Consider the following 23,113-nt stretch of genomic DNA (forward strand, 5'->3'; position numbering starts at 1 on the left):
CTGGCGTAGTCAGGTTGGCATTGTGCGGCAGGTTATCGGTCGGGCTCATGTCTGAATACGTAGGGTGCTGCTCTGAACAAGACATTCAGGTTGGTCGGCATCATGAGCAATTCTTGAGTTCATCTCAAATTTTATGAGTTTGTCTCAGGGGCTCGCCGGCCGGAAAATGCCCTCATTCATTTCGGTACTTTTTTCAGAATTCTGAGGGACAAGACATGGCACTGGCACACAACCTGGGCTTTCCACGCTTTGGCAGTGATCGCGAGCTGCGTGCCCGCCATTGGCAAGTGCAGAAAGACGCGGGCATCGAGCTGCTGCCAGTTGGCGATTTCGCCTGGTGCGACCAGCCGTTTGCGCAATGCTGGGAGCAGCTGTTCGACGAAGTGACTGAAGCCATGGCTTTGGGCCATGCAGTCAAGCCGGTGGTGATCGGCCCTTTGACCTACCTGTGGCAGGCCAGCAAAGGCAACGCCGACCTCGACGAGTTGGAACGCCTGCTGCCGCTGTATGACCTGGGCCTGAACCGCCTGGCTGCCCTGGGGGCCGAATGGGTGCAGATCGATGAGCCGATCCTGGCCCAGGAACTGCCGCAGGATTGGAAAAACGCTTTCGAACGTGTCTATAACATCCTTCAGCGTGCACCGCTGAAGAAGCTGATCGCCAGCTACTTCGGTGGCCTGGAAGGCAACCTCGGCCTGGCCGTCAACCTGCCGGTCGATGGCCTGCACATCGACCTGGTACAGGCCCCCGATCAGTATCAGACCGTCCTCGACCGCATACCGGCCTACAAGGTGCTGTCGCTCGGCCTGGTCGACGGCCGCAACGCCTCGCCATGCGACCAGGAAAATACCCTGGCCCTGCTGCGCGATGCCCACGACCGTCTGGGCGATCGGCTGTGGGTGGCCACAGCCTGCCCGTTACTGCACAGCCCGGTGGAGCAGGCCGTGCACAAGTGCCAGGAAGTCGCGCTGCTGGCCAAGGGCGTCAATGACGCGGCTGCCCGCGAGTTGCGCGCTACTGCCTGATCAACGCTTGATCGCCAGTGCGACCCCTTGACCACCACCAATGCACAAGGTGGCCAGCCCTTTTTTGGCATCACGCTTGATCATTTCGTGCAGCAAGGTCACCAGCACCCGGCAGCCGGAAGCGCCAATCGGATGCCCCAGGGCAATCGCCCCGCCATTGACGTTGACCTTGCCGGCATCCCACTCCAGTGCCTTGCCCACCGCCAGCGCCTGTGCGGCAAAGGCTTCGTTGGCTTCGATCAGATCAAGGTCAGCCAGCTGCCAGCCGGCCTTGTCCAGGCAACGCTGGGTCGCCGACACCGGGCCAATGCCCATGATCGCCGGGTCTACCCCCGCACTGGCATAACCGGCAATCTTCGCCAGCACCGGCAGCCCCAGGGCGTGAGCCTTGCTGGCGCTCATCAGCAGCACTGCGGCGGCGCCGTCGTTGAGGCTGGAGGCGTTACCGGCGGTGACGCTGCCGTCTTTCCTGAACGCCGGGCGCAGCTTGGCCAGCGATTCGGCGGTGGTGTCCGGACGGGGTTGCTCATCACGGTCGAAGACTTTCGGTTCGCCTTTCTTCTGCGGCATCACGATCGGGGTGATCTCGTCCTTGAAGCGGCCTGCTTCGATCGCCGCGACGGCCTTGCGCTGCGACTCGGCGGCGAAGGCGTCCTGCTGCTCGCGGCTGAGGCCGTACTTGTCCACCAGGTTTTCGGCGGTGATGCCCATGTGGTAGTCGTTGAAGGCATCCCACAGGCCGTCGCTGATCATGCTGTCGATCAGCTGCCCATGGCCCATGCGCTGGCCAGTGCGTGCCGAAGGCATCACGTACGGGGCCAGGCTCATGTTCTCCTGGCCGCCGGCGATCACCACCTCGGCGTCACCGCAGCGGATCGCCTGGGCCGCCAGGTGCAGGGCCTTCAGGCCCGAGCCGCAGACCTTGTTCAGAGTCAGCGCCGGCACGCTGTAGGGCAGGCCGGCCTTGATCGCCGCCTGGCGCGCCGGGTTCTGCCCGGCACCGGCGGTGAGCACCTGGCCGAGGATCACTTCATCGACCAGGGCCGGGTCCAGCTGGGTCTGCTCCAGCAGCTGCTTGATCACCGCCGCACCGAGGTCGACGGCAGGCACAGTGGCCAGGGCTCCCTGGAAGCTGCCGATGGCGGTACGGGTTGCGGCGACGATGACCACGTCGTTCATGTTGTTGTTCTCCGGGCAATGGGCGTAGTGCTGCCAGCATCGGCGGGTTTGGTTCATTTGTTAAGTTTGTTTTTCTTTGAGATTGATGTGAAAAGCAAATCAATGAGGCGCCCCGGCCGTTGAGCTAAGCTCAAGGGGTCATGCCTCGCACAGTGTTGTTCCTCTCAACTGATTGGAGCGTATCGCCATGCGTATTCTCGTTCCCCTCGCTTTGCTGATTGCCAGCGGCTCGACCTTCGCCGCCACCCAATGCACCACGGCCGACAAAAGCACCTGGCAAGATCCGGAAAAGTTCCAGGCCCAGCTCAAGGAGCAGGGCTACAAGATCGACAAGTTCAAGGTCACCAAAGGCAACTGCTACGAGATCTATGGTGTCGACAAGGACGGCAAGAAGGTCGAGATCTACCATGACCCGGTTACCGGCAAGGCGGTCAAGAGCGAAGTAGAAGGCTACTGATGCCAGCCGCAACGCTGGGTATTGCGCAAGGTGCATGTCGCAGGCGCCGAACTTCTGTCGACATGCACCTGGCGGCCTTCACACAGCCGGGCACTGGTGGGTGACGCAATGAATACCTCCACCTCCGGCCGCAATCGCATCGATATCCAGCTGCACGATAGCCCGCCCCGGATACAGCACGGCCAGCAACGCCCGGGCCTTTTCATCGGCCTGTGCATCACCGAACTGCGGTGCGATCACCGCGCCGTTGATCACGAAGTAGTTGATATACCCCGCTGCAAAGTCGCTATTGCCCTGGCTGAACCTGTTGCGCCGCCCCTGCATGGGCGGTGATACCACATGTACCTGCAAACGCCTGCCTTCGGCATCGGTGGCTTGCTTGAGTATCGCCAGGTGCTTGCGCGTCACCGCGTGATCATAGGAATCCGGGTCGTTGTCCAGGTTGGCGATCACCACCCCCGGGCGCACGAAGCGGGCATAGAAATCCACATGCCCGTCAGTGATGTCTTCCCCGGCGATTCCCGGCAGCCAGATGATCTTGCTCAACCCCAGGCGTGCCTTGAGCTCTGCCTCGACGTCGGCCTTGCTCCAGCCCGGGTTGCGGTTGGCATTGACCCAGCTGCTCTCGGTCATGATGCCGGTGCCATGGCCGTCCACCTCGATGGCGCCGCCTTCGCCCACCAGCTCGCTGCGCTGATAGCGGGCGCCAGCCAGGGTGGCGACGCGCCTGGCCAGCTGCGCGTCGTTGCGGTGGCGTTGCTTGTTGCCCCAGCCATTGAAGTTGAAGTCGACCGTAGCGAGGGCACCGTCATCGTCGACGACGAAGTTGGCGCCGATGTCGCGCATCCAGATGTCGTCCAGGTTGCATTCGACGAACTGGGTGTTGGGGCTGGCGCAGTGCCGTTCGGCCAGTTCGCGTTCAGCGGGGCGGCAGAAGACGGTCACTGGCTGGTAGCGGGCGATGGCCTGGGCGATGCGGCCCTGGGCAGCTTGCACGTCGGCGGTGAAGTCCTCCCAAATGGCTTTCTGGGCACCAAAGGCGATGAACGCACGCTGCTGCGGCTCGCCTTCGTCGGGCATGAACCAGCGCCCGGGCTCCTCGGCGCGGGCCAGGCCCAGCGGCAGGCCAAGGCCGGCACCCAGGCCTGTGACCAGTGACAGTTGCAGGAAGGTTCTACGGCTGGGCATGGCTTAGTCCTGTGCGGTCTTGAAGCGGGTCCACACACGCATGCGTGCTCGCATGTCGGCCTGTGGAATGTCGCGGCCCGGGATCAGGCGGGCGTAAGTGGCTTCGTCGAGGTAGATGTCGGGGTTGTCGCGCATGCGCGGGTCCACGGCCTGGCGCGCTTTGGCGCTGGCCGTGGGGTAGCCGGTGAAGTTGCTGATGGCGGCCATGTTTGCCGGGCGCATGACGAAGTTGATGAAACGATAGGCGTATTCCGGGTGCTGGGCATCGGCCGGGATGGCCATGGTGTCCATCCATACCGTGGTGCCTTGGCGCGGTACCCGGTACTGGAAGTCGAGGTGCTTGCCGGCAGCGTCGGCGGCGCGCTGGGCCTGGACCACGTCACCACTGTAGCCCAGCGACAGGCACAGGTTCTCGTTGACCAGCTCGGTCACCGGTTGCGACTGGAACTTGCGGATATACGGGCGCACCGCCTTGAGCAGCTCGCTGGCGGCGGCCAGGTCTTCACGCTTGGCGCTGCGCGGTTCGCGGCCCAGATAATTGAGCACCACGGCCAGTACTTCGTCAGGCGAGTCGATCATCGAGATGCCGCAATCGGCGAACTTGGCCGCCAGCTCCGGTTTGAACAGCAGGTCGAGGTTTTCCAGCGGTGCATCGGGCATGCGCTGGCGGACCTTGTCGGCATTCGCGGTCAGGCCGATGGTGCCCCAGGTGTAGGGCACGGTCGCCTGGCTGGCCTTGGGGTATTGCGCGTGCAGCTTGCGCAGGCCGGGCTCGATATCGTCGAGTGCCTCCAGGCGACCGGGGTCCAGTGGCTGCAGGCTGCCGGCACGCATCAGCCGTTCTGCCACGGTGTCGCCGGGGAACACCAGGTCGTAGCCACTGCGCCCGGACATCAGCTTGGCTTCGAGGACCTCGCTGCCGTCCATCACGTCATAGATCACCTGGATACCGGTTTCGGCGGTGAACTGTTTGAGGGTGTCCTCAGCGAAGTAATCTGCCCAGTTGTACAGGCGCAGGGTAGGCGGGTCGGCCTGGGCCTGGCTGGCGCAAATGGCCAGGGCCAGTGCAGCGATAACGTGGCGTTTCATGCTCAGGCCCTCAGGTTGTGTGGGTGCTTGCCGTCCAGGGTCAGCAACGGGGCGTACATTTCCGGGCGGCGGTCGCGGTAGATGCCCCAGCTCAGTCGGTCTTCGCGCATGCGTGCGAGGTCCAGGTCGTGCAGCCAGATGCCGCTGCTGTCGCGGTCGGCTTCGGCGAGCATGGCGCCCTTGTGGTCGCAGATGAACGATGAGCCGTAGAAGCGCATGCTCAGTGATTCATCGCTCTGGGCCACTTCCACACCGACGCGGTTGGCGGCCACCACGGGCAACAGGTTGGCGGCGGCATGGCCGCGCATGGCGACCTGCCAATGGTCGCGCGAGTCCAGCCCGGCGCAGCCGGGCTCGGAGCCGATGGCGGTGGGGAACAACAGCACCTCGGCGCCCATCAGCGCCAGGCAGCGGGCCGTTTCGGGGAACCACTGGTCCCAGCAGATGCCGATGCCCAGGCGGCCAAAGGCGGTGTCCCAGACCTTGAAGCCGGTGTCGCCGGGGCTGAAGTACTCCTTCTCCTGGTAGCCGATGGCGTTGGGGATATGGGTCTTGCGGTACACCCCAAGCAACTGGCCGTCGGCATCGGCCACGGTCAGCGAGTTGAAGAAGGCATTGCCGGCCTGTTCGTACCAGCTCAGCGGCAGCACCACGCCCAGCTCGCCGGCCAGGGCGGCGAAACGCTGGAGGATCGGGCTGTTCGGGTAAGGTTCGGCCAGCGCCTGGTGCTTGTGGTCCTGCTCGATGCAGAAGTAGGGCGTGGCGAACAGCTCTTGCAGCAGGATCACCTGCGCGCCATCGGCGGCGGCCTGGCGGACCAGTTGCTCGGCGCGGTCCAGGTTGTCGGGCAGGTTCCAGCTGCAGGGCATCTGGGTGGTGGCGATACGCAGCAGGCTCATGCTTGCACCTGCGGCTGCTGCTGGGTGATGCAGTGGATGCCGCCGCCGCCGTGGGCGATGGCATCGATGCGCACCGGCACGATTTCGCGGCCCGGGAAGGCATGGGCAAGTTGTTCGGCGGCGTCCTGGTCGGCGGCGATGCCGTAGGCCGGCATGATGATCGCGCCGTTGGCGATGTAGAAGTTGGTGTAGGACGCGCAGAACACTTCAGCGTCCTGATCGACGGCGGCGCTGGCCTCGAACAGGTCGAGCAGCTCGAAATGCCGGCCTTGGGCGTCGGTGGCGAGCTCCAGTGCGCGGCGGTTCTCGCGGACCACTTCGGCGTAGACCGAGCCATGCTCGTGGGTGGCATCGACCAGCAGCACACCTGGGCGGGCGAAGGCGCACACGCCATCGACATGGCCGTCGGTCATGTCGCCCGTGACGTACTGCGGGTCGCCGGGCAGCCAGATGGTCTTGCTGATGCCCAGATGGCGGGCGAAGCAGGCTTCGAAGTCTGCCTTGTCGATACCCGGGTTGCGGTTGGGGTTGAGCAGCACCGATTCGGTGGTGATCAGGGTGCCTTCGCCATCGACATGAATCGCGCCGCCTTCGTTGCACAACGGGGTGCTGAAACCGCCCAGGCCCAGGTGGTCGAGGATGCGTCGGCCGAGGCTGCGGTCCTGGCTGTGTTGCGATTTCCCGCCCCAGGCATTGAAGCGCCAACTCAGCCCGGCCAAGCCGTGCTGTGGGTGGCAGATGAAGCTCGGGCCACTGTCTCGGCACCAGCTGTCGTCCACGGCCAGCTCGATCAGTTCGATGTTGGCGCCGCACAGGGCGCGGGCACTGTGCAGGGCCGATGGATCGACGACCATCTTCACCGGCTCGAAGCGAGCGATGGCGGCTGCCACGCGAGCATAATCGCGCTGCACATCGGCCAGGCTGACGCGCCAGCCGCTTTCCCACAGCGCCTGGTTGTGTGGCCAGACCATCCAGGTTGCCGCGTGGCGGGCCCATTCGGCAGGCATACGCCAGCCGCTGTCGAGGGACAGGTGCATAGTGAACTCCGATCTATTAAGGATTTTTATCAACGAAGCCCGCCGTCGCGGGTGTTGGTGTCCATGCTATGGCTATGAAGTGGTGGCGACAAACGATAGATTTAGCCCATATCTGATTAGCAAGGCTTATCGATCATGCTCAAACACTGGCCACCGCTCAACGCGCTCAGGGGTTTTGAAGCCGCCGCGCGGCTTGGCAGCTTCCACAAGGCCGCCGAAGCACTGAACCTCACCCAGTCGGCGATCAGCCAGCAGATTCGCAGCCTGGAAACCTACCTGGAACAGCCACTGTTCCACCGCAGTGGCCGCAGCGTCAGCCTGACCGATGCCGGGCATGACCTGCTCAGCACCACGCAGTCGCTGCTGCAGCACCTGGCGGTCGGCATCCGTCGCCTGGACCAGTACCGCAAGCCCAATCAACTGGTGGTCAACACCAGCCCGGCGTTCGCCCGGCACTGGTTGCTGCCGCGCCTGGCCGATTTCCATCAGCGTTGCCCGCAGGTCGATCTGTGGCTGTTCACCAGCTTCGAGGTCCCGGACATGGCCAGCGAAACCATTGACCTGGCCATCCGTGACGACCTCAGTGCCCAGGCCGAGTGCAGCTTTACCGTGCTGCACCAGGACACGCTGTACCCCGCCTGCCACCCTTCGTTGCTGCAAGCCCCCGAGCAACTGCGCACCACCCTGCACGGCGAGCGCGAAATGGACTGGAGCCATTGGCAGCTGGAAGGCGGCGAGGATGTGGGGCAGCAGGGCAAGGGGCTGAATTTTTCCGACCCTGGGCTGTTGCTGGATGCCGCGAGCGAGGGGCTGGGCGTTGCCCTGGTCAGCCAGTTGCTGGCGCAGCGGGCGGTGGAAGAAGGGCGCCTGCAGGCGCTGTCTGCGCAACGGGTGCGTGGGCCGGCCTGGGCCTGCCTGGTACACCGGGACAGCCAGGACGATCCGCTGGCCCGGCAGTTTCTGGGTTGGCTGCGCAGTGAGTTGCAGCCATGACCGGCGTTTGAATCCCCTCAAACACCCCGTAATATGTGTCGGATAACCTGCGGGGGTAGTCTCACCCTCTGATCAATCGGAATCGCCCCTGCGGCGTTTCCCCGGCATAAACCTGACGAGGTACAGACATTGGCCATCATTCATCCTAAGGTTCGCGGTTTCATCTGCACCACGACTCACCCGAAGGGCTGCGAGCTCAACGTCCGTGACCAGATCGAAGCCACCCGCAAGCTGGGCGTGCGCGAGGATGGCCCGAAGAAGGTCCTGGTCATCGGCGCCTCCAGCGGCTACGGCCTGGCAGCCCGCATCACTGCGGCCTTCGGCTTCAAGGCCGACACCCTGGGCGTGTTCTTCGAAAAGCCAGGCACCGAAACCAAGGCCGGTACCGCCGGCTGGTACAACGCTGCCGCCTTCGACAAGTTCGCCAAGGCCGAGGGCCTGTACAGCAAGTCGATCAATGGTGACGCCTTCTCCGACGAAGCCCGCGCCAAGGTCATCGAACTGATCAAGAACGAAATGGGCGGCAAGGTCGACCTGGTCATCTACTCGCTGGCTTCGCCCGTGCGCAAGCTGCCGCAGACTGGTGAACTGATCCGTTCCGCACTGAAGCCGATCGGCCAGCCGTACAAGTCGACTGCCATCGACACCAACAAGGACACCATCATCGAGGCCAGCATCGAGCCGGCCACCGAGCAGGAAATCGCCGACACCGTCACCGTCATGGGCGGCCAGGACTGGCAGCTGTGGATCGATGCCCTGGCTGGCGCCGACGTGCTGGCCGAAGGCGCACGCACCGTGGCCTTCAGCTACATCGGCACCGAGATCACCTGGCCGATCTACTGGCACGGCGCCCTGGGCCAGGCCAAGCAGGACCTGGACGAAACCGCGCTGCGCCTGGACAAGAAACTGGCCGGTGAAGTGAAGGGCGGCGCCAACGTGGCGGTGCTGAAGTCGGTGGTCACCCAGGCCAGCTCGGCCATCCCGGTGATGCCGCTGTACCTGTCGATGGTCTTCAAGATCATGCAGGAAAAAGGCGTTCACGAAGGCACCCAGGACCAACTGGACCGCATGTTCCGTGACCGCATGTACCGCGCCGATGGCGCCCCGGCCGAAGTGGACGAAAAAGCCCGCCTGCGCCTGGACGACTGGGAACTGCGCGACGACGTGCAGGACGCGTGCAAGGCCATGTGGCCACAAGTGACCACCGAGAACCTGTTCGAACTGACCGACTACGCCGGTTACAAGAAGCAGTTCCTCAACCTGTTCGGCTTCGAGCGCGCTGACGTCAACTACGACGAAGACGTGGCCACCGATGTGAAGTTCGACTGCATCGAGCTGTAAGTCGAGGTAAAAGATGGGGGCCGATACAGGCCCCCATTTTTTTTGCTAGTTTTGGCGCACAACAACAGGAAGTGCGCCATGAGCAGCCTCACCCAACCCGCCACCGTCTTTCGCCAGGCCACTGCCGACGGCTACAGCCTCGGCGGCTTCTGCTGGCGTCACGCCCAAGCCGACACCCGGCGCCCGCTGGTGATCATCAATGCGGCCACTTCGGTGCGCTGCCGCTACTACTCGCGCTTTGCCGACTACCTGTTCGCCCAGGGTTGCGATGTGCTGACCTACGACTATCGCGGTATTGGTGAGTCGCGCCCGCGCCCGCGCTCGCTGCGCGGCTTCCAGGCTTCGTGGAGCGATTGGGGCAGGCTGGATTTCGAAGCCATGCTGGCGCACGCCGCCGAGCATTTTCCCGGCCAGCCGGTGGACGTGGTGGGCCACAGTTTCGGTGGCTGCGCCGTGGGCCTGGCACCCTCGGCCGGGCAGATTCGGCGAGTGGTGATGGTCGGCGCGCAGTTCGCCTACTGGCGCGACTATGCCGCCGATCAGCGCTGGCGGCTGTTCGGCAAGTGGCATGTGGTAATGCCGCTGCTGACCCGCGCCTTCGGTTACTTCCCCGGCAAGCGCCTGGGTTGGCTGGAAGATACCCCGGCCGGTGTCGTGCGTGACTGGACCACGCGCACGCCGCGCTATGAGCAGCGCCCGAGCGGGCGCGGCCTGTCGGCACTGCCATTCGCCCAGGTGCAAGCTGCAACCTTGGCCATCAGCCTGACGGACGATCCGTTCGGCACGGTGGCGGCGACCGAGCGTTTGTTGGGGTATCTGCCAGCGGCGCAGCGGCAGCATTTGCGGATTGCGCCTGTGGATATCTCGGTTGATGAGATTGGCCATTTCGCATTTTTCCATGACCGCTTTCGCGAAAGCCTGTGGCCGATTGCGTTGCAGTGGTTGCAGGAGGGGGGATTGGAGGGCGGGGAGCCCGGAAGGATCATGAGCTGATGCTGCCTGCACCGGCCTCATCGCCGGCAAGCGGGCTCTCACAAGTATGGCGCAGGGCTCAGGTTCCATGCGTTCGGTGTGGGAGCTGGCTTGCCGGCGATAGGGCTGCGAAGCAGCCCCAGCAATCTCAAGCGTTGCGCGAAAGCGGCAGCTCGGCGAACTTCACACTGGCCAGCCCGTGCTTGATCAGCGCACGGATGTTGCCATGGTCACTGCCCTCAGGCGTGGCCAGCACGTCGCGGTAGTGCTCGCCGAAGGCCAGCAGCGCTTCTTGGTCGCTCAGGCCTTCGAGCAGGGCCAGGCCCAGGGTCTTGCACGAGCCTTCGTTCTGCCCGGCAGCATTCTCCACGCCACCGTTGTGGAAGGCCTGGGGCTGGTAGCTGTAGTTGCCGGCGATGAATGCCAGGGTGTCGGCGAAGAGGTGTTGGCCGCTGGCCAGGCTGCTGCGCAGGGTGTTCAGGTCAGTCACGAGGTTTTCCTTGTTCAAACGCCGCTTGCTGCTCGGCGCTGGCTTCTTTCTGGTATTGGGCTTTCCACTCGGCGTAGGGCATGCCGTACACCGCTTCGCGGGCGTCATCCAGGCTGATGTCGACCTGGCGCTCGTCAGCGGCGGCCTTGTACCACTTGGACAGGCAGTTGCGGCAGAAGCCGGAGAGGTTCATCAGGTCGATGTTCTGCACGTCGGTGCGTTTCTGCAGGTGTTCGACCAGGCGCCGGAACGCGGCGGCTTCAAGTTCGAGCTGTTGTTGCTCAGTCATGGCAGTCTCTCAGATCATGCGGTTCTTCAGGTGGCGGCCACCGTTGATGACCACCTGGCTGCCGGTGCTGTACTGGCTGGCGAGCAGGTATTTCACCGTCTCGATCAGTGGCCCGGCGCCGGGTTCGAATTCCAGCAGGGCCTTTTTAAGGGTCTGCTGGCGATAGGCCTCGTCACCGCCTTCCTTGAGGATCAGCAGGCCTGGCAGGATACCGTTGACGTGCACCTTCGGCGCGTACTTTTCGGCGAATGACAGCACCATGTTCTGCAGCGCGGCCTTGGTCGCGGCGTAGCCGATGTGGCCTTTGCTGCCGCGCGAGGACGTTTCGTCGCAGATGTGGATGATGTCGGCCTTGTCGACCTTGTTCAGCAGCTCGCCGAGGGCCAGGTTGAGGTGGTACGGCGCTTCGACGTGCAGGCGGAACATGGTCTCGAGGTTGTCCAGGTCATCGTCGAGCCACAGCGAGGCGTTGTGGATGATAGCGCGCAGGCCGTCGTAGTTGCGCTGCAGGTGGTCGATCAACGCTTCACGGTCGGCTCTGCGGCAGAGGTCGGCCTGGAACTGCACGATGTTCGGATGCGCGGCCTGCGGCTGGCGGCTGCGGCTGGCACTGACTACCGTATGGCCGGCCTGAGCCAGTTCGAGGGCCAGGGCCAGCCCGACGCGCTGGCTGGCGCCGGTGACGAGAATTGGGCTGTTCATGTGCGGGCGGTCAACTTGTCTGTCCTGTCGTTGCCGCCCAGCATACCTTAAGCGTTTTCCTGTTGTACGGCTTGCCTCAGCGGCTGCGCAGAACCGGGCTGGCACTGGGCGTGGCGTGCAGCCAGTTGGCCAGCAGGCGGGTGGACAGCGGGATGAACAGATAGACCATGACCGGGGTCAGGGCCAGCGTGCTGAGCATGACCCGGGGCAGCAGCTCGAGCGTCGCGAGCCAATGCCCGAACACGACGTTGAACAGCAGCGAGACCGGGAAGAAGGCCACCCAGATGGCCACCGCCTGCTTCCAACGTGGCGGTTTTTGCACCATGTTGGTGCCAAACCAGTCATCAATACCGCTGACGCGCCTCTCTTTGGGGCGTTCGAACAGACCATTACCGCGAGCCAGCCAGGCCCGGCGCGAGGCGGAATGCTCCCAGGCGTGCAGGGTGGGCTCGTCGCTAAAGCGGAAAATGATCTGGAACTCATCGCTGTCGCGGGGCGGGGCGAGGATGCCCGAGCCGAGGTAGCCGGGGAAGTCGGTAGCCAGCTGCTCGCCTTCATGGAGCCAGGCCAGCAGGTCCTGGTAGCGCCCATGGGCGGCGCGGCGCGACACCATCAGGGTGACGGGTGGGGTAGACATCGTGTATCTCCTGGCGACGGGGCTGGCGGGTAGCCGGCCCCTTGGCTGCGTTGCCCGGGGTGGTGGGCAACGGCTGCGGGCATGCAAGAATCGGGCGCGAAACAGCATCGTCCTGACGATGCAGCCTTAACAATTGTTCGCAAACGGTTGCTGGCTTGCGGCCTATAGTGTCGTAGTAGAATGACTGTTCAACTTCCGCACACAGGTTACTCAGTGCAGATGAGCAAACAGGGACGTGACTCGGCCATCGAGGCGGGCCTGCAACATCAGGATCTGTTCCCTATCCGTGAGGTATCCCGCCTGACCGGCGTCAACGCTGTGACCTTGCGCGCCTGGGAGCGCCGCTACGGGCTGATCCAGCCCACACGCACCGACAGTGGCCACCGGCTGTATTCCCAGGCAGATATCGACGACATCCGGCGCATTCTCGGCTGGCTCGAACGCGGCGTGGCCGTGAGCAAGGTCGGCAGCATCCTGGCCCGGGGCCAGATGCTCACCCAGGGGGCGGTGCTGGCTGATTGCACGGCACGCTGGCAAGCCCAGGTGCGCGAGGCGGTGCATCGTTTCGATGCCGTGGCCCTGGATGGCCTGTTCGACCAGGTGTTTGCCGCACTTAGCCAGGACCAGGTATTCAGTGAAGTGTTCATGCCCGTCTGGCACGACCTGGCGGCGGGGCAGGGGGCGTTTGGCCTGGCCAGTGAATGGCTGTTCCTTGACCAGTTTCTGCGCGGCCGGGTGTTTGCGCGCTTGCAGCTCGTTCGTCTGCGGCGTGGCCATAACGTATTGCTGGCGCCGCTGCCCGGGCCATGCCTTGAGCTGGACCTGCTGGTGACCGGCTTGCTGTTGGCCAGCGATGAAGTGGGTGTGCGCCTGCTCATGCCCGGGCAGGCGCTGGACGAGTTGCCACTGGTGTGTGAGCGGCTCAGGCCGGATGCGCTGGTGCTGTTTGCCAATCACCCGCCGGGTGGTGGGCTGGGCAAGCGCCTGACGCGCCTGGCGGCAGGGCTGCAGTGCCCGTTGCTGCTGGCCGGCGAAGCGGCTGAAGGTGCCCAGGATGGCCTGGCGGGGAGCCCGGTGGCATGCCTGGGTGCAGAGGTCGAGCTGATGCGGCGGCGCTTGCGCCAGTACCTTGCCGGTCAGCTCGATACCTGATCGTGCAGCTCTGGGTGGGCCTGGCGATGGGCCTGGAGGATGTATTCGCGCAGCCGGTCGATTTCGCCTGCGGGGCTGCGGCTCAGGTCGTAGGCGGCCAGGTCCGAGCCAATGCGCCGACGCAGCCGGCCATGCAGGCCGATAGGGCTGATGCCCTCCGGGGCGAAATGCAGGTCGAAACGTGAAGGGGCCTTGGCCGGGCCGCGTACCTCGAGCAACGCGCCCTTGAACGAAATGTCCCTGACCAGCAGGCCGCTGGCCTTGCCCTGGGCATCCAGCAGTGCGCTGGGCTGCTCCATCGACAGGCGCCAGGGGCGCAGCATGGGGCCATCGTCTTCGTAGATTTCCGGTGAGCCGATCTGCAGGTGCACAGCGTGGAACTCGTCTTCCACCAGCTGCAGCGGGAAGCTGATCTGCTGGTTGTTGAACTGTGCCTGCAGGGTAACCTGCTCGTTGGCCACCAGGCGGGCGAGCAGGGACTGGATACGGCGGTCGCCATTGACCAGCAGGCTCGACATGGGGTCGGCCAGGTTCAATTGCGGGGAATGCTGCATGTCCTGGATGAAATCCAGTTCGTCCTGAGTCAGGAGCGCGTCTGCTTGCATGATCGAACTCGGTGATGACGATTTCTTCAACGGGAATTGACCGTGCTCAGGACGCTTGGTTCAGGTACGTTCGTCGGGATTCCGACGAACGTGCATTTCTGCCAGCTCGCGCTCAAGTTCGACCTGGCGGCTGACGTCTTTCTGGATGCCGATGAAATAGGTGCGCTGGTCGGCATCGTGCTTCACCGGGGTAATCGACAGTTCGTTCCAGAACGCGCTGCCATCCTTGCGGTAGTTGCGCAGCACTTCGCGGCAGGGACGGCCTTCGGCCAGGGCCTTGCGAATGCGTGCCCGGCCCAGCTGATCGCGGTCGTCGGCCTGCAGGAAGCGGCAATCCTGATAGAGGATCTCGTCACGGCTGTAGCCGGTCAGGCGTTCGAAGGCCGCATTCACGTAGATCAGGATGGTGTCGTCACCTTCCTGCTCGGCGACCACGATCCCGTCGTTGGATGCGTCGACCATCGATTGCAACAGCTGCGCGTTGATCATGTCCGGACCATGGGGTGATGAGGGGACTTTGGTAGAGGCGGCCTTTTGCCAGCGCTGGATGCTAGTATCCTACGTTTTCACTCAGTTTCGGAATCCTCTTCCTGATGAAAGTCGCCATTATTTCCGGCTCGGTGTACGGCACCGCCGAAGAAGTCGCCCGTCATGCCGAGTCGTTGCTCAAGGCTGCAGGCTTTGAAGCCTGGCATGCTGCCCGCGCTACCCAGCAGGATCTGGAAGGTTTTGCCCCTGCAGCGTTGCTCGCCGTGACCTCGACCACCGGCATGGGTGAATTGCCGGATAACCTGATGCCGCTGTACAGCAGCATTCGCGACACCCTGCCAGCGGCCTGGCGTGGGCTGCCGGGCGCGGTGATTGCCCTGGGTGATTCGAGCTATGGCGATACGTATTGTGGCGGTGGTGAGCAGATGCGCGAGCTGTTTGCCGAACTGGGGGTACGGGAAGTGCTGCCGATGCTGAAGCTCGATGCCAGCGAGACCGTGACCCCAGAGGCTGATGCCGAGCCTTGGCTGGCAGAGCTTGTTCAAGTACTGAAAGCCTGAGGTCTTTCTTCAGGCTGTACTGGCCTTTTCGCGGGCACGCCCGCTCCCACAGGGGTATCACTGCCCTCAGGCCCGGTGTGGGAGCGGGCTTGCCCGCGAAGAGGCCGGTGCAGGTCAGTTCATCTCCCGCAGCAATTCAAGCCAGGCCTGCGCCGCGCGCGACAGGTAGGCTCCGCGCCGCCAGATGAAGGCGATATCCCAGCGCAGATACGCCGGCGCCTTCAGCGGCAGCCGCACCACCCCGGGGCGCTCCAGCGCTTTTGCCACCACACGGGGCAGCAGCACCACGCCCTGGCCAGCCGCGACCAGCGCCGCCAGGAAGTCCGCCTGGCCACTGCGGCCACCTTCCTTCGGGGTAAAGCCTTGCTGCTGGCAAGCCTTGAGCAAGCGGTCGTTGAGCACGAAGCTGCGCTGGTACAGCAGGAAAGGCGTATCGGCCAGCTGCTTCAGGTTCACCTGGTCCAGCGCGGCCAGCGCATGCCCGGCTGGCAGCAGGGCGTCCAGCGGTTCGTTGCAGAACGGCTGGTACTCGAACGCCGGGTCGCTCGGCGTGAGGCTGCCGCCCAGCTCCAGCTCGCCATTTCTCACCGCCTGCTCGACGCTGCGGCTGCCGCCTTCCAGCAACTGAATGGCGATGTTCGGATGACGCCTGCGGTATTCGGCGAACAACCTGGCGAACAAGGCATCGCTGCCCAGCATCGGCAAACCCAGGCGCAGCTCGCCGCGCGCCATCTGGCTGAGGTCGTCGAGCTCGCTGAGCAACGCCTGACGCTGGCGCAGCAGCGCCTCGCCGCGCTCCAGCACGATGCGCCCGGCCGCCGTCAGATGCAGCTGCGAGGCCTGGCGTTCGAGCAGCGGCTGGCCCACATCTTGCTCCAGCTGGGCGACCTGCTTGCTCACGGCTGACTGGCTGATATGCAGGGTCTGCGCGGCTTGGGTGAAGCCGCCGCGATGGACCACTTCGATGAAGCTGCGCAGCTGTTTGAATTCCATGGTGACGATTCCGTTGTGGAATGGCTGCAAGTCTAACAATTCGCTTTTGGCCTAGGCAGCCGAATCTTAAAATGAGGGCCTGTCGAGGAACCCCGCCCATGAAACCCGCGTTACTGAAAAAGACCCTGCGCCTGCTCGCCGAGCTGGCGGTTTTGCTTGCCCTGTTCCTGTTCGGTGGCCAACTGGCCGCTTGGCTGGGCTGGCCGATCCCCGGCGGGGTAATGGGCCTGGGCCTGCTGTTGCTGCTGTTCGCCTGCGGCATGCTCAAGCCGGCCACCTTGCAACTGGGCGCAGGCTGGCTGATGGCGGAAATGCTGCTGTTCTTCATCCCGGCACTGATGAGCCTGCTCGATTACGGCAGCCTGGTACGCAGCGAAGGCTGGCGCATCTTGCTGGTCATTGCCGTGAGTACCCTGATGGTCATGGTGGTGACCGCCGTGACCGTGGAACTGGTGTGCCGCTGGAGGCTGCGCCATGAGCCTTGAACCCATGCCGCTGTTCTGGCTGGCACTGACCTTGGCGGCCTACCTGGCCAGCCGCTGGTTGTACCGGCGCACCGGGCGCTACCTGATGTCGCCGCTGATTCTGGTCCCGGCCTTGCTGCTTGCAGTGGCGGTGCCGCTGCACACGGCCTATGCCGAATACGCGCGCAACACGCATTGGCTGATGGGCGTGCTGGGCCCGGTGACCGTGGCTTTCGCCGTGCCGATCTGGCAGCAGCGGGCCATGCTTGCACGGCATTGGCCGGCGTTGCTGGTGGGTATGGTGGCAGGCAGTGCGGCATCGATCGCCAGTTCCTGGAGCCTGGCGCACCTGCTGGCGCTGGACGACGCGATCAGCCTGTCGCTGGTGCCGCGTTCGATCACCACGCCGTTCGCCATGCCGCTGGCCCATGACCTGGGCGGCGTACCGGAACTGACGGCAGTGTTCGTGATGTTCACCGGGGTGCTGGGGGCGATGTTCGGCGGCGTGCTGCTGCGCTGGTTGCCGCTGCGTACTCCGCTGGCGCGGGGCGCGCTGTTCGGGGTTGGTGCGCACGGGGCCGGGGTCAGCCGGGCCCAGGAGGTGGGCCGTGAAGAGGGCTCGGTTGCCGGCCTGGTGATGGTGCTTACCGGGTTGCTCAACCTGTTCGCCGCACCGTTGCTGACGATGCTGCTGTGACCATTCGTGCCACTGACTCGCTCAGTCATCAAGCTGGCTGGTAACGCAAGTTTCATCGGCTGGGCTGCTGATTACACTCAACCTCGACATAGAGAGCACATGTAAGTGCCGAGGTGACATGCAATGAACGCAGCCTTGCCCTATTCCCTCCACACCACTGTACCGGGACCCTTCTGATGCCTATGGCCGAGATTCCATTGCGCGTCTGGCGTACCCGGGGGCAGAGTTTCACATTCCGGGGCCAGAGCATCCGCTACTGGACCGCAGGGCAAGGAGAGCCCCTGCTTCTGTTGCATGGATTTCCCACCGCGAGCTGGGACTGGCATTACCTGTGGGCACCGCTGGCCCAGCGCTTTCGGGTAATTGCCTGCGACATGCTGGGCTTTGGCGATTCTGCCAAGCCGCTCAATCACCGTTACAGCCTGATGGACCAAGCGGACCTGCAACAGGCGCTGCTGGCCCATCTGCAGATTGACCAGCCCGTGCATCTGCTGGCGCACGACTACGGTGGCAGCGTGGCCCAGGAGCTGCTGTCGCGGCACCACGAGCAGCGCGCCGAGGTCGCCAGTTGCGTGTTTCTCAACAGCGGGCTGTTCCCGGAAAGCTGCCAGGTGCTGCTGGTGCAGAAACTGCTGCTCAGCCGCCTCGGCTGGCTGGTGGGGCGATCGTTCGGGCGCGATGACCTGGTGCGCAACGTCACCCAGATCTACGGCCCGTGCACCCACCCCAGCGAAAGCGCGCTGGATGACTGCTGGAGCCTGATCGCCGCCAATTCCGGCACGCGTATCCTGCACAAGCTGGTGGGTTACCTGCCAGAGCGCAGGCTGCACCGCGAGCGCTGGGTGGGTGCGTTGCAGCGTGAAGGGGTGCCGCTGCGCTTCATCAACGGCGTGGTCGACCCGGTTTCCGGTGCACGCATGGTCGAGCGTTACCAGCAGTTGGTGCCAAACCCCGACACCGTGCAGCTGCAGGGCATCGGCCATTACCCGCACACCGAAGCGCCAGTGCAGGTGCTGCGCCACTACCTGGCCTTTCGCGAACAGCCGCTGAGCTACCTGCCGCAGCGTGTCGCCTGGTCCTGAGCCAGCGATCATCGCCTGCCGTTATCGCCTGGCATTCAGCCAGGGTGAGCTTGATTGTCCGCCTGCACGGGCTGGCGGACACTCGATGCCTTCAACCCGACCTGGAGCCATGCCCATGAGCGAGCCGGTAAGTCTGCAAGACCGTGTAGTGATCGTCACCGGAGCCGGTGGTGGCCTGGGCCGCGCCCATGCCCTGCTGTTCGCCGCCCGTGGCGCCCGGGTCGTGGTCAACGACCTGGGCGGTTCGACCCAGGGTGAAGGTGCCAATGCGTCGGCTGCCGACGAGGTGGTGGCCGAAATCCGCGCTGCCGGGGGCACGGCGGTGGCCAACCACGACTCGGTGGCCGACGGTGCGCGCATCGTCGAACAGGCGCTGGACAGTTTCGGCAGGGTCGATGTGCTGGTGAACAACGCCGGCATCCTGCGCGACAGAGCCTTTCATAAGATGGACGACAGCGATTGGGAACTGGTCTACAAGGTTCATGTCGAAGGCGCCTACAAGGTCACCCGGGCTGCCTGGCCACACCTGCGCGAGCAGAACTGGGGGCGGGTGATCTTCACCGCATCGACCTCGGGCATCTACGGCAACTTTGGCCAGGCCAACTACGGCATGGCCAAGCTGGGGCTGTATGGCCTGACCCGGACCCTGGCCATCGAAGGGCGCAAGCATGGCGTGCTGGTCAATGCCATCGCGCCAACCGGCGGTACGCGCATGACCGAAGGGCTGATACCGCCGCAGGTGTTCGAGCGGCTCAGGCCCGAGTTGATCAGCCCGCTGGTGGTGTACCTGTGCAGCGAACAGTGCCAGGACAGCGGCGAATTGTTCGAGGTGGGCGGGGGCTGGGTAGGCAAGGTGCGCTGGGAGCGTAGCCTGGGTGTCGGCTTCGATCCTGGCCAAGGGTTCACCCCGGAGCAGGTCGCGCAACACTGGGCGCAGATCGGTGATTTCGCCGGGGCGGTGCACCCACGCGACAACCTGCAGGCGTTGCAGCAGATGATGGCCAACCTGCAGAAATAAAAAAGGCCGCTGCAAACGCAGCGGCCAATCGAGACGTTAGATCAAGGAGCTTCAAAATCAACGTCGGTGAACCTCGCGGGCCTGAAAGGCGGGGGGTAGAGCCCTTCATGCCGGCCAGTGAGGTAAGAATAAGCGCTTGATCCGGTAGGAAAAATAGCCGCTTATGACATTCACCTTTACGTTTCGGGCAACAGTGCCCGGCAGGCATTTCAGGCCGCCGGCGAGTAGCCCATGCGCCAGCTGGTGTCCCGCGTTGCAGCCAGCAGACGCTGAGCTGCCGGGCCGTGTTCATCGGCATGGAAGATCGAGGTGGGGCCGACCACGGTCATCACCGCCGCGATCTGCCCCATGGCGTTGAACACGGGCGCAGACAACGCATCCACGCCTGGCATCAACAAGCCGTGTACATGGTGCAAGCCCTGTTCGCGGATCCCCGCCAGCAAGCCTTGGTAGTCGCTGGCGCTCTGTTGCAGCACGGCCAGCTCGCGGTCACGCAACTCCACGGTCTCACGTTCTGGAAGATGGGCGGCAAACACCAGGCCGGTGGAGGAGCTCAGCAGCGGCAGCACCGAGCCGATCTGGGTCACCACCGTGACCGCCCGCACGGCGGGCTCGATGCTCACCACGGTGGCGCCCTGGTTACCCCAGACCGCGAGGAAGCAACTCTCGTTGAGCTCATCGCGCAATTGCGACAGCGGCAGTGCCGCCACTTTCAGCACATCAATGCTGCCCAGCGCCGCCAGCCCCACACGCAAGGCTTCACGCCCCAGGCCATAGTGGTTGGTGGCGGCATCCTGTTCGGCAAATCCGCTGGCGATCAGCGCCTGCAGGTAGCGGTGGACCTTGCTCGCCGGCATCTGCACATGCTCGGCCAGGCGCGACAGCGAGGTGGACGGGGACAGTTCGGCGAGAGCCTTGAGGATATCAGTGCCGACTTCCGCCGAACGGACCTTCTGCTTGCCGTTGTCGGCGGGGGAGCTGGCTTTGGCCATGGGTTTCGTGGTTCCGGATTGTTCGAGTCGGGCCTTTATAGCTTGACGCCTTGCCCTGAGCAAATTACGTTATTCGTAATCTGATTACGATAAAAACAATGCAGACCCGCTGCCACCCAGCAGCCAGCTGCCCGCAATGGCTCGGCAAGAGCCCGGAGGCATCGATGAACCGCGACACGTCCCCCGACCTTCACTACCTGAGCGGCTTCGGCAACGAATTCGCCAGCGAAGCGTTGCCCGGCGCCCTGCCGGTCGGGCAGAACTCGCCACAGAAAGCCCCCTATGGGCTGTATGCCGAACTGCTGTCGGGCACGGCGTTCACCATGGCGCGCAGCGAACTGCGCCGCACCTGGCTGTACCGCATCCGCCCGTCGGCCCTGCACCCGCGCTTCGAGCGCCTGCAGCGCCAGCCATTGAGCAGCCCGCCGGGCGCGGCCACACCCAACCGCCTGCGCTGGAGCCCGCAGCCAATCCCCAGTGAACCCACCGATTTCATCGAAGGCTGGCTGCCGATGGTGGCCAACTCGGCTGCCGAAAAGCCGGCCGGGGTCAGTATCTACATCTACCGCGCCAACCGTTCCATGGAGCGGGTGTTCTTCAATGCTGACGGTGAGCTGCTGCTGGTGCCGGAGCAAGGTCGCTTGCGCATCGCCAGCGAACTGGGCGTGATGGACGTCGAGCCGCTGGAAATCGCCGTGATTCCGCGCGGCATGAAGTTCCGCGTCGAGCTGCTCGATGGCCAGGCCCGCGGTTACATCGCCGAAAACCACGGCGCGCCGCTGCGCCTGCCAGACCTGGGGCCGATCGGCAGCAATGGCCTGGCCAACCCGCGTGATTTTCTCACCCCGGTGGCGCACTACGAAGAAGCCGAAGGCCCGGTGCAACTGGTGCAGAAGTTTCTCGGTGAGCACTGGGCCTGCGAGCTGCAGCACTCGCCGCTGGATGTGGTCGCCTGGCACGGCAGCAACGTGCCCTACAAGTACGACCTGCGCCGCTTCAACACCCTCGGCACGGTCAGCTTCGACCATCCGGACCCGTCGATCTTCACCGTGTTGACGTCACCGACCAGCGTTCACGGCCTGGCCAACATGGATTTCGTGATCTTCCCGCCGCGCTGGATGGTGGCCGAGAACACCTTCCGTCCACCGTGGTTCCACCGCAACCTGATGAACGAGTTCATGGGCCTGATCAGCGGTGCCTACGATGCCAAGGCCGAAGGCTTCCTGCCAGGCGGTGCCTCGCTGCATGGCGTGATGAGTGCACACGGGCCGGATGCCGAAACCTGCGAGAAGGCCATCGCCGCCGAGCTGGCTCCGCACAAGATCGACAACACCATGGCCTTCATGTTCGAGACCAGCCAGGTGCTGCGCCCGAGCCTGCAGGCACTCGACAGCCCGCAATTGCAGGCCGACTACGATAGTTGCTGGGCCACCTTGCCGAGCACCTTCAACCCGAACCGGAGATAACCCATGAACCAGACCGCCATTGCCCGTAGCTGGGTCGAGCACGCCAACGGGCACCGCGACTTCCCGCTGCAGAACCTGCCGCTGGGCATCTTCAGCCGCCCCGGTGAAGCGCAGCGCTGTGGCGTCGCCATTGGCGATGCCATCCTTGACCTGGAAGCGGTGCTGGCCGCAGGGCTGTTCTCAGGCCCGGCCAAGGCTGCGGTGGAGGCCACCCGTGGCGGTGCGCTGAACGCCTTCTTCGCGCTGGGTCGTGCTGCCCGGGTGGCGCTGCGTGAGCGCCTGCAGGTGCTGTTGGGCGAACACAGCGAACATCAGGCCGCGCTCGAAGCGGCGCTGTATCCGGCCAGAGAGTGCCAGCTGCACCTGCCGGCCAAGGTCGGCGACTACACCGACTTCTACGTCGGTATCCAGCACGCCACCAACGTCGGCAAACTGTTCCGCCCCGACAACCCGCTGCTGCCCAACTACAAGTACGTACCCATCGGCTACCACGGCCGCGCTTCGACCTTGCGTCCGTCGGGTACCGAGGTACGTCGCCCGAAAGGCCAGACCCTGCCTGCCGGCCACACCGAGCCAAGCTTCGGCCCCTGCGCGCGCCTGGATTACGAGCTGGAGCTGGGCATCTGGATCGGCCAGGGCAACGACATGGGCCAGGCCATCCCGATTGCCGAGGCCGACCAGCACCTGGCTGGCCTGTGCCTGCTCAACGACTGGTCGGCGCGGGATATCCAGGCCTGGGAATACCAGCCACTGGGCCCGTTCCTGTCGAAGAGTTTCATCACCTCCCTCTCGCCCTGGGTCATCACCGCCGAAGCGCTGGAGCCTTTCCGCTGCGCCCAGCCGGCCCGCCCGGACGGCGACCCGCAGCCGCTGCCTTATCTGCTCGACCCGCGTGACCAGGCCCGTGGCGCCTTCGACATCGAACTGGAAGTGCTGCTGCTCACCGAACGCATGCGCGAGCAGGGCTTGCCGGCTCATCGTCTGGCCTTGAGCAACACCTTGAACATGTACTGGACCGTGGCCCAGCTGATCGCCCACCACAGCGTCAACGGCTGCCAGCTGCAGCCTGGCGACCTGTTCGGTTCGGGCACCTTGTCCGGCGCCACGCCAGACGCCTACGGCAGCCTGCTGGAGACCACCATGGGTGGCAAGCAACCGGTGGAACTGGCCAGCGGCGAGGTGCGCAAGTTCCTCGAAGACGGCGATGAGATCATCCTTCGCGCCCGCTGCACGCGTGATGGCGTGGCCAGCATCGGCTTCGGCGAATGCCGCGGCAAGATCATCGCAGCCAACTGAA

The 23,113-nt window shown here is 64.4% G+C and carries 26 protein-coding genes; 13 read left to right on the forward strand and 13 right to left on the reverse strand.

All coding sequences use genetic code 11. The annotated features are described in order from the left end of the window. Nucleotides 1–215: 215 nt before the first annotated feature. Nucleotides 216–1,025 (forward strand): 5-methyltetrahydropteroyltriglutamate--homocysteine methyltransferase, encoded by an 810-nt coding sequence (locus tag CAF78_RS08290; RefSeq protein WP_085674980.1) that lies wholly within the window; start codon nt 216–218, stop codon nt 1,023–1,025. Here CAF78_RS08290 and CAF78_RS08295 read toward each other — a convergent pair whose 3' ends face one another. Then, the gene (locus CAF78_RS08295) at nt 1,026–2,204 is read right to left on the reverse strand and encodes an acetyl-CoA C-acetyltransferase (RefSeq protein WP_085675284.1); all 1,179 of its coding nucleotides are present in this window, start codon (nt 2,202–2,204) and stop codon (nt 1,026–1,028) included. Between the two features lie 187 nt (nt 2,205–2,391). Between CAF78_RS08295 and CAF78_RS08300 the strand changes: the two genes are divergently transcribed. Further along, on the forward strand, nt 2,392–2,661 hold the full coding sequence (locus CAF78_RS08300; RefSeq protein ID WP_085674981.1) for a PepSY domain-containing protein: 270 nt from the start codon (nt 2,392–2,394) through the stop codon (nt 2,659–2,661). A gap of 78 nt (nt 2,662–2,739) precedes the next feature. On the opposite strand, the gene CAF78_RS08305 is transcribed toward CAF78_RS08300, so the two are convergent. The 4 genes from CAF78_RS08305 to CAF78_RS08320 are packed head-to-tail and all read right to left on the reverse strand — an operon-like array spanning nt 2,740 to nt 6,874. Continuing rightward, nucleotides 2,740–3,849: an agmatine/peptidylarginine deiminase gene (locus CAF78_RS08305; RefSeq protein ID WP_085674982.1), complete on the reverse strand. Its 1,110-nt coding sequence runs from the start codon at nt 3,847–3,849 to the stop codon at nt 2,740–2,742. A 3-nt stretch (nt 3,850–3,852) separates the two neighbouring features. Further along, the gene (locus CAF78_RS08310) at nt 3,853–4,938 is read right to left on the reverse strand and encodes an extracellular solute-binding protein (protein ID WP_085674983.1); all 1,086 of its coding nucleotides are present in this window, start codon (nt 4,936–4,938) and stop codon (nt 3,853–3,855) included. A 2-nt stretch (nt 4,939–4,940) separates the two neighbouring features. Continuing rightward, on the reverse strand, nt 4,941–5,837 hold the full coding sequence (gene aguB, locus CAF78_RS08315) for an N-carbamoylputrescine amidase (protein WP_085674984.1): 897 nt from the start codon (nt 5,835–5,837) through the stop codon (nt 4,941–4,943). Next, on the reverse strand, nt 5,834–6,874 hold the full coding sequence (locus CAF78_RS08320) for an agmatine/peptidylarginine deiminase (RefSeq protein WP_085674985.1): 1,041 nt from the start codon (nt 6,872–6,874) through the stop codon (nt 5,834–5,836). Before CAF78_RS08320 ends, aguB begins: the two co-directional genes overlap by 4 nt. Nucleotides 6,875–7,009: 135 nt before the next feature. Here CAF78_RS08320 and CAF78_RS08325 point away from each other — a divergent pair, with 135 nt between their 5' ends. The 3 genes from CAF78_RS08325 (at nt 7,010) to CAF78_RS08335 (ending at nt 10,201) form a co-directional block, all read left to right on the forward strand. Beyond that, a complete protein-coding gene (locus CAF78_RS08325; protein WP_085674986.1) occupies nt 7,010–7,867 on the forward strand; it encodes a LysR substrate-binding domain-containing protein in 858 nt (285 codons plus the stop codon). A gap of 129 nt (nt 7,868–7,996) precedes the next feature. After that, nucleotides 7,997–9,208: an enoyl-ACP reductase FabV gene (gene fabV / locus CAF78_RS08330; protein ID WP_085674987.1), complete on the forward strand. Its 1,212-nt coding sequence runs from the start codon at nt 7,997–7,999 to the stop codon at nt 9,206–9,208. 78 nt (nt 9,209–9,286) lie between these two features. Then, nucleotides 9,287–10,201: an alpha/beta fold hydrolase gene (locus CAF78_RS08335; RefSeq protein ID WP_085674988.1), complete on the forward strand. Its 915-nt coding sequence runs from the start codon at nt 9,287–9,289 to the stop codon at nt 10,199–10,201. 127 nt (nt 10,202–10,328) lie between these two features. Here the strand turns inward: CAF78_RS08335 and CAF78_RS08340 are convergent, their stop codons facing one another. From CAF78_RS08340 to CAF78_RS08355, 4 genes are all read right to left on the reverse strand, one after another. After that, on the reverse strand, nt 10,329–10,670 hold the full coding sequence (locus tag CAF78_RS08340) for a HopJ type III effector protein (protein ID WP_085674989.1): 342 nt from the start codon (nt 10,668–10,670) through the stop codon (nt 10,329–10,331). Then, nucleotides 10,663–10,959 (reverse strand): DUF1244 domain-containing protein, encoded by a 297-nt coding sequence (locus CAF78_RS08345; RefSeq protein ID WP_054884724.1) that lies wholly within the window; start codon nt 10,957–10,959, stop codon nt 10,663–10,665. Before CAF78_RS08345 ends, CAF78_RS08340 begins: the two co-directional genes overlap by 8 nt. 9 nt (nt 10,960–10,968) lie before the next feature. Next, the gene (gene folM, locus CAF78_RS08350) at nt 10,969–11,661 is read right to left on the reverse strand and encodes a dihydromonapterin reductase (RefSeq protein ID WP_085674990.1); all 693 of its coding nucleotides are present in this window, start codon (nt 11,659–11,661) and stop codon (nt 10,969–10,971) included. A 76-nt stretch (nt 11,662–11,737) separates the two neighbouring features. Beyond that, nucleotides 11,738–12,298 carry an antibiotic biosynthesis monooxygenase gene (locus tag CAF78_RS08355; RefSeq protein ID WP_085674991.1) on the reverse strand — a complete coding sequence of 187 codons (561 nt, stop codon included), beginning with the start codon at nt 12,296–12,298 and terminating at the stop codon, nt 11,738–11,740. 219 nt (nt 12,299–12,517) lie between these two features. Here CAF78_RS08355 and CAF78_RS08360 point away from each other — a divergent pair, with 219 nt between their 5' ends. Continuing rightward, the gene (locus CAF78_RS08360; protein ID WP_085674992.1) at nt 12,518–13,450 is read left to right on the forward strand and encodes a MerR family transcriptional regulator; all 933 of its coding nucleotides are present in this window, start codon (nt 12,518–12,520) and stop codon (nt 13,448–13,450) included. Here CAF78_RS08360 and CAF78_RS08365 read toward each other — a convergent pair. Both CAF78_RS08365 and CAF78_RS08370 read right to left on the reverse strand, forming a co-directional pair. Continuing rightward, nucleotides 13,435–14,055 carry a hypothetical protein gene (locus CAF78_RS08365; protein WP_085674993.1) on the reverse strand — a complete coding sequence of 207 codons (621 nt, stop codon included), beginning with the start codon at nt 14,053–14,055 and terminating at the stop codon, nt 13,435–13,437. The two genes, CAF78_RS08360 and CAF78_RS08365, sit on opposite strands and share 16 nt — an antisense overlap. Nucleotides 14,056–14,115: 60 nt before the next feature. After that, complete coding sequence (locus CAF78_RS08370; protein ID WP_085674994.1) at nt 14,116–14,544, reverse strand: PAS domain S-box protein; 429 nt, start codon at nt 14,542–14,544, stop codon at nt 14,116–14,118. A gap of 104 nt (nt 14,545–14,648) precedes the next feature. Here CAF78_RS08370 and CAF78_RS08375 point away from each other — a divergent pair, with 104 nt between their 5' ends. Beyond that, nucleotides 14,649–15,104 carry a flavodoxin gene (locus tag CAF78_RS08375; RefSeq protein ID WP_085674995.1) on the forward strand — a complete coding sequence of 152 codons (456 nt, stop codon included), beginning with the start codon at nt 14,649–14,651 and terminating at the stop codon, nt 15,102–15,104. A 114-nt stretch (nt 15,105–15,218) separates the two neighbouring features. Here the strand turns inward: CAF78_RS08375 and CAF78_RS08380 are convergent, their stop codons facing one another. Further along, nucleotides 15,219–16,097: a LysR family transcriptional regulator gene (locus CAF78_RS08380; protein WP_085674996.1), complete on the reverse strand. Its 879-nt coding sequence runs from the start codon at nt 16,095–16,097 to the stop codon at nt 15,219–15,221. A 98-nt stretch (nt 16,098–16,195) separates the two neighbouring features. On the opposite strand from CAF78_RS08380, the gene CAF78_RS08385 reads away from it, so the two are divergent. From CAF78_RS08385 to CAF78_RS08400, 4 genes are all read left to right on the forward strand, one after another. After that, nucleotides 16,196–16,582, forward strand: a complete 387-nt coding sequence (locus CAF78_RS08385) for a CidA/LrgA family protein (protein WP_085674997.1) — start codon at nt 16,196–16,198, stop codon at nt 16,580–16,582. Next, nucleotides 16,572–17,258, forward strand: a complete 687-nt coding sequence (locus CAF78_RS08390) for an LrgB family protein (protein ID WP_085674998.1) — start codon at nt 16,572–16,574, stop codon at nt 17,256–17,258. The genes CAF78_RS08385 and CAF78_RS08390 overlap by 11 nt, the downstream gene beginning before the upstream one ends. 176 nt (nt 17,259–17,434) lie before the next feature. Next, nucleotides 17,435–18,340, forward strand: a complete 906-nt coding sequence (locus CAF78_RS08395; protein WP_085674999.1) for an alpha/beta fold hydrolase — start codon at nt 17,435–17,437, stop codon at nt 18,338–18,340. 115 nt (nt 18,341–18,455) lie between these two features. Further along, nucleotides 18,456–19,358 (forward strand): SDR family oxidoreductase, encoded by a 903-nt coding sequence (locus CAF78_RS08400; RefSeq protein WP_085675000.1) that lies wholly within the window; start codon nt 18,456–18,458, stop codon nt 19,356–19,358. 209 nt (nt 19,359–19,567) lie between these two features. Here CAF78_RS08400 and CAF78_RS08405 read toward each other — a convergent pair whose 3' ends face one another. Then, nucleotides 19,568–20,350 (reverse strand): IclR family transcriptional regulator, encoded by a 783-nt coding sequence (locus tag CAF78_RS08405; RefSeq protein WP_085675001.1) that lies wholly within the window; start codon nt 20,348–20,350, stop codon nt 19,568–19,570. 164 nt (nt 20,351–20,514) lie between these two features. On the opposite strand from CAF78_RS08405, the gene hmgA reads away from it, so the two are divergent. After that, complete coding sequence (gene hmgA / locus CAF78_RS08410; protein ID WP_085675002.1) at nt 20,515–21,816, forward strand: homogentisate 1,2-dioxygenase; 1,302 nt, start codon at nt 20,515–20,517, stop codon at nt 21,814–21,816. A 3-nt stretch (nt 21,817–21,819) separates the two neighbouring features. Beyond that, nucleotides 21,820–23,112 carry a fumarylacetoacetase gene (gene fahA, locus CAF78_RS08415; RefSeq protein WP_085675003.1) on the forward strand — a complete coding sequence of 431 codons (1,293 nt, stop codon included), beginning with the start codon at nt 21,820–21,822 and terminating at the stop codon, nt 23,110–23,112. Nucleotide 23,113: the final 1 nt, after the last annotated feature.

Origin of the sequence: Pseudomonas sp. R28(2017) (assembly GCF_002112505.1) — a bacterium.
In the GTDB taxonomy this organism is placed as follows: domain Bacteria; phylum Pseudomonadota; class Gammaproteobacteria; order Pseudomonadales; family Pseudomonadaceae; genus Aquipseudomonas.

Coding starts and splice junctions, on each gene's coding strand:
- CAF78_RS08295 (WP_085675284.1), bottom strand. CDS start 2,204: ATGAACGACGTGGTCATCGTCGCCGCAACCCGTACCGCCATCGGCAGC.
- CAF78_RS08305 (WP_085674982.1), bottom strand. CDS start 3,849: ATGCCCAGCCGTAGAACCTTCCTGCAACTGTCACTGGTCACAGGCCTG.
- CAF78_RS08390 (WP_085674998.1), top strand. CDS start 16,572: ATGAGCCTTGAACCCATGCCGCTGTTCTGGCTGGCACTGACCTTGGCG.
- folM (WP_085674990.1), bottom strand. CDS start 11,661: ATGAACAGCCCAATTCTCGTCACCGGCGCCAGCCAGCGCGTCGGGCTG.
- CAF78_RS08290 (WP_085674980.1), top strand. CDS start 216: ATGGCACTGGCACACAACCTGGGCTTTCCACGCTTTGGCAGTGATCGC.
- CAF78_RS08310 (WP_085674983.1), bottom strand. CDS start 4,938: ATGAAACGCCACGTTATCGCTGCACTGGCCCTGGCCATTTGCGCCAGC.
- CAF78_RS08395 (WP_085674999.1), top strand. CDS start 17,435: ATGCCTATGGCCGAGATTCCATTGCGCGTCTGGCGTACCCGGGGGCAG.
- CAF78_RS08365 (WP_085674993.1), bottom strand. CDS start 14,055: ATGCAAGCAGACGCGCTCCTGACTCAGGACGAACTGGATTTCATCCAG.
- CAF78_RS08370 (WP_085674994.1), bottom strand. CDS start 14,544: ATGATCAACGCGCAGCTGTTGCAATCGATGGTCGACGCATCCAACGAC.
- CAF78_RS08300 (WP_085674981.1), top strand. CDS start 2,392: ATGCGTATTCTCGTTCCCCTCGCTTTGCTGATTGCCAGCGGCTCGACC.
- CAF78_RS08405 (WP_085675001.1), bottom strand. CDS start 20,350: ATGGCCAAAGCCAGCTCCCCCGCCGACAACGGCAAGCAGAAGGTCCGT.
- CAF78_RS08375 (WP_085674995.1), top strand. CDS start 14,649: ATGAAAGTCGCCATTATTTCCGGCTCGGTGTACGGCACCGCCGAAGAA.
- CAF78_RS08380 (WP_085674996.1), bottom strand. CDS start 16,097: ATGGAATTCAAACAGCTGCGCAGCTTCATCGAAGTGGTCCATCGCGGC.
- CAF78_RS08385 (WP_085674997.1), top strand. CDS start 16,196: ATGAAACCCGCGTTACTGAAAAAGACCCTGCGCCTGCTCGCCGAGCTG.
- hmgA (WP_085675002.1), top strand. CDS start 20,515: ATGAACCGCGACACGTCCCCCGACCTTCACTACCTGAGCGGCTTCGGC.
- aguB (WP_085674984.1), bottom strand. CDS start 5,837: ATGAGCCTGCTGCGTATCGCCACCACCCAGATGCCCTGCAGCTGGAAC.
- CAF78_RS08335 (WP_085674988.1), top strand. CDS start 9,287: ATGAGCAGCCTCACCCAACCCGCCACCGTCTTTCGCCAGGCCACTGCC.
- CAF78_RS08360 (WP_085674992.1), top strand. CDS start 12,518: ATGAGCAAACAGGGACGTGACTCGGCCATCGAGGCGGGCCTGCAACAT.
- CAF78_RS08345 (WP_054884724.1), bottom strand. CDS start 10,959: ATGACTGAGCAACAACAGCTCGAACTTGAAGCCGCCGCGTTCCGGCGC.
- CAF78_RS08320 (WP_085674985.1), bottom strand. CDS start 6,874: ATGCACCTGTCCCTCGACAGCGGCTGGCGTATGCCTGCCGAATGGGCC.
- fahA (WP_085675003.1), top strand. CDS start 21,820: ATGAACCAGACCGCCATTGCCCGTAGCTGGGTCGAGCACGCCAACGGG.
- CAF78_RS08355 (WP_085674991.1), bottom strand. CDS start 12,298: ATGTCTACCCCACCCGTCACCCTGATGGTGTCGCGCCGCGCCGCCCAT.
- CAF78_RS08325 (WP_085674986.1), top strand. CDS start 7,010: ATGCTCAAACACTGGCCACCGCTCAACGCGCTCAGGGGTTTTGAAGCC.
- CAF78_RS08400 (WP_085675000.1), top strand. CDS start 18,456: ATGAGCGAGCCGGTAAGTCTGCAAGACCGTGTAGTGATCGTCACCGGA.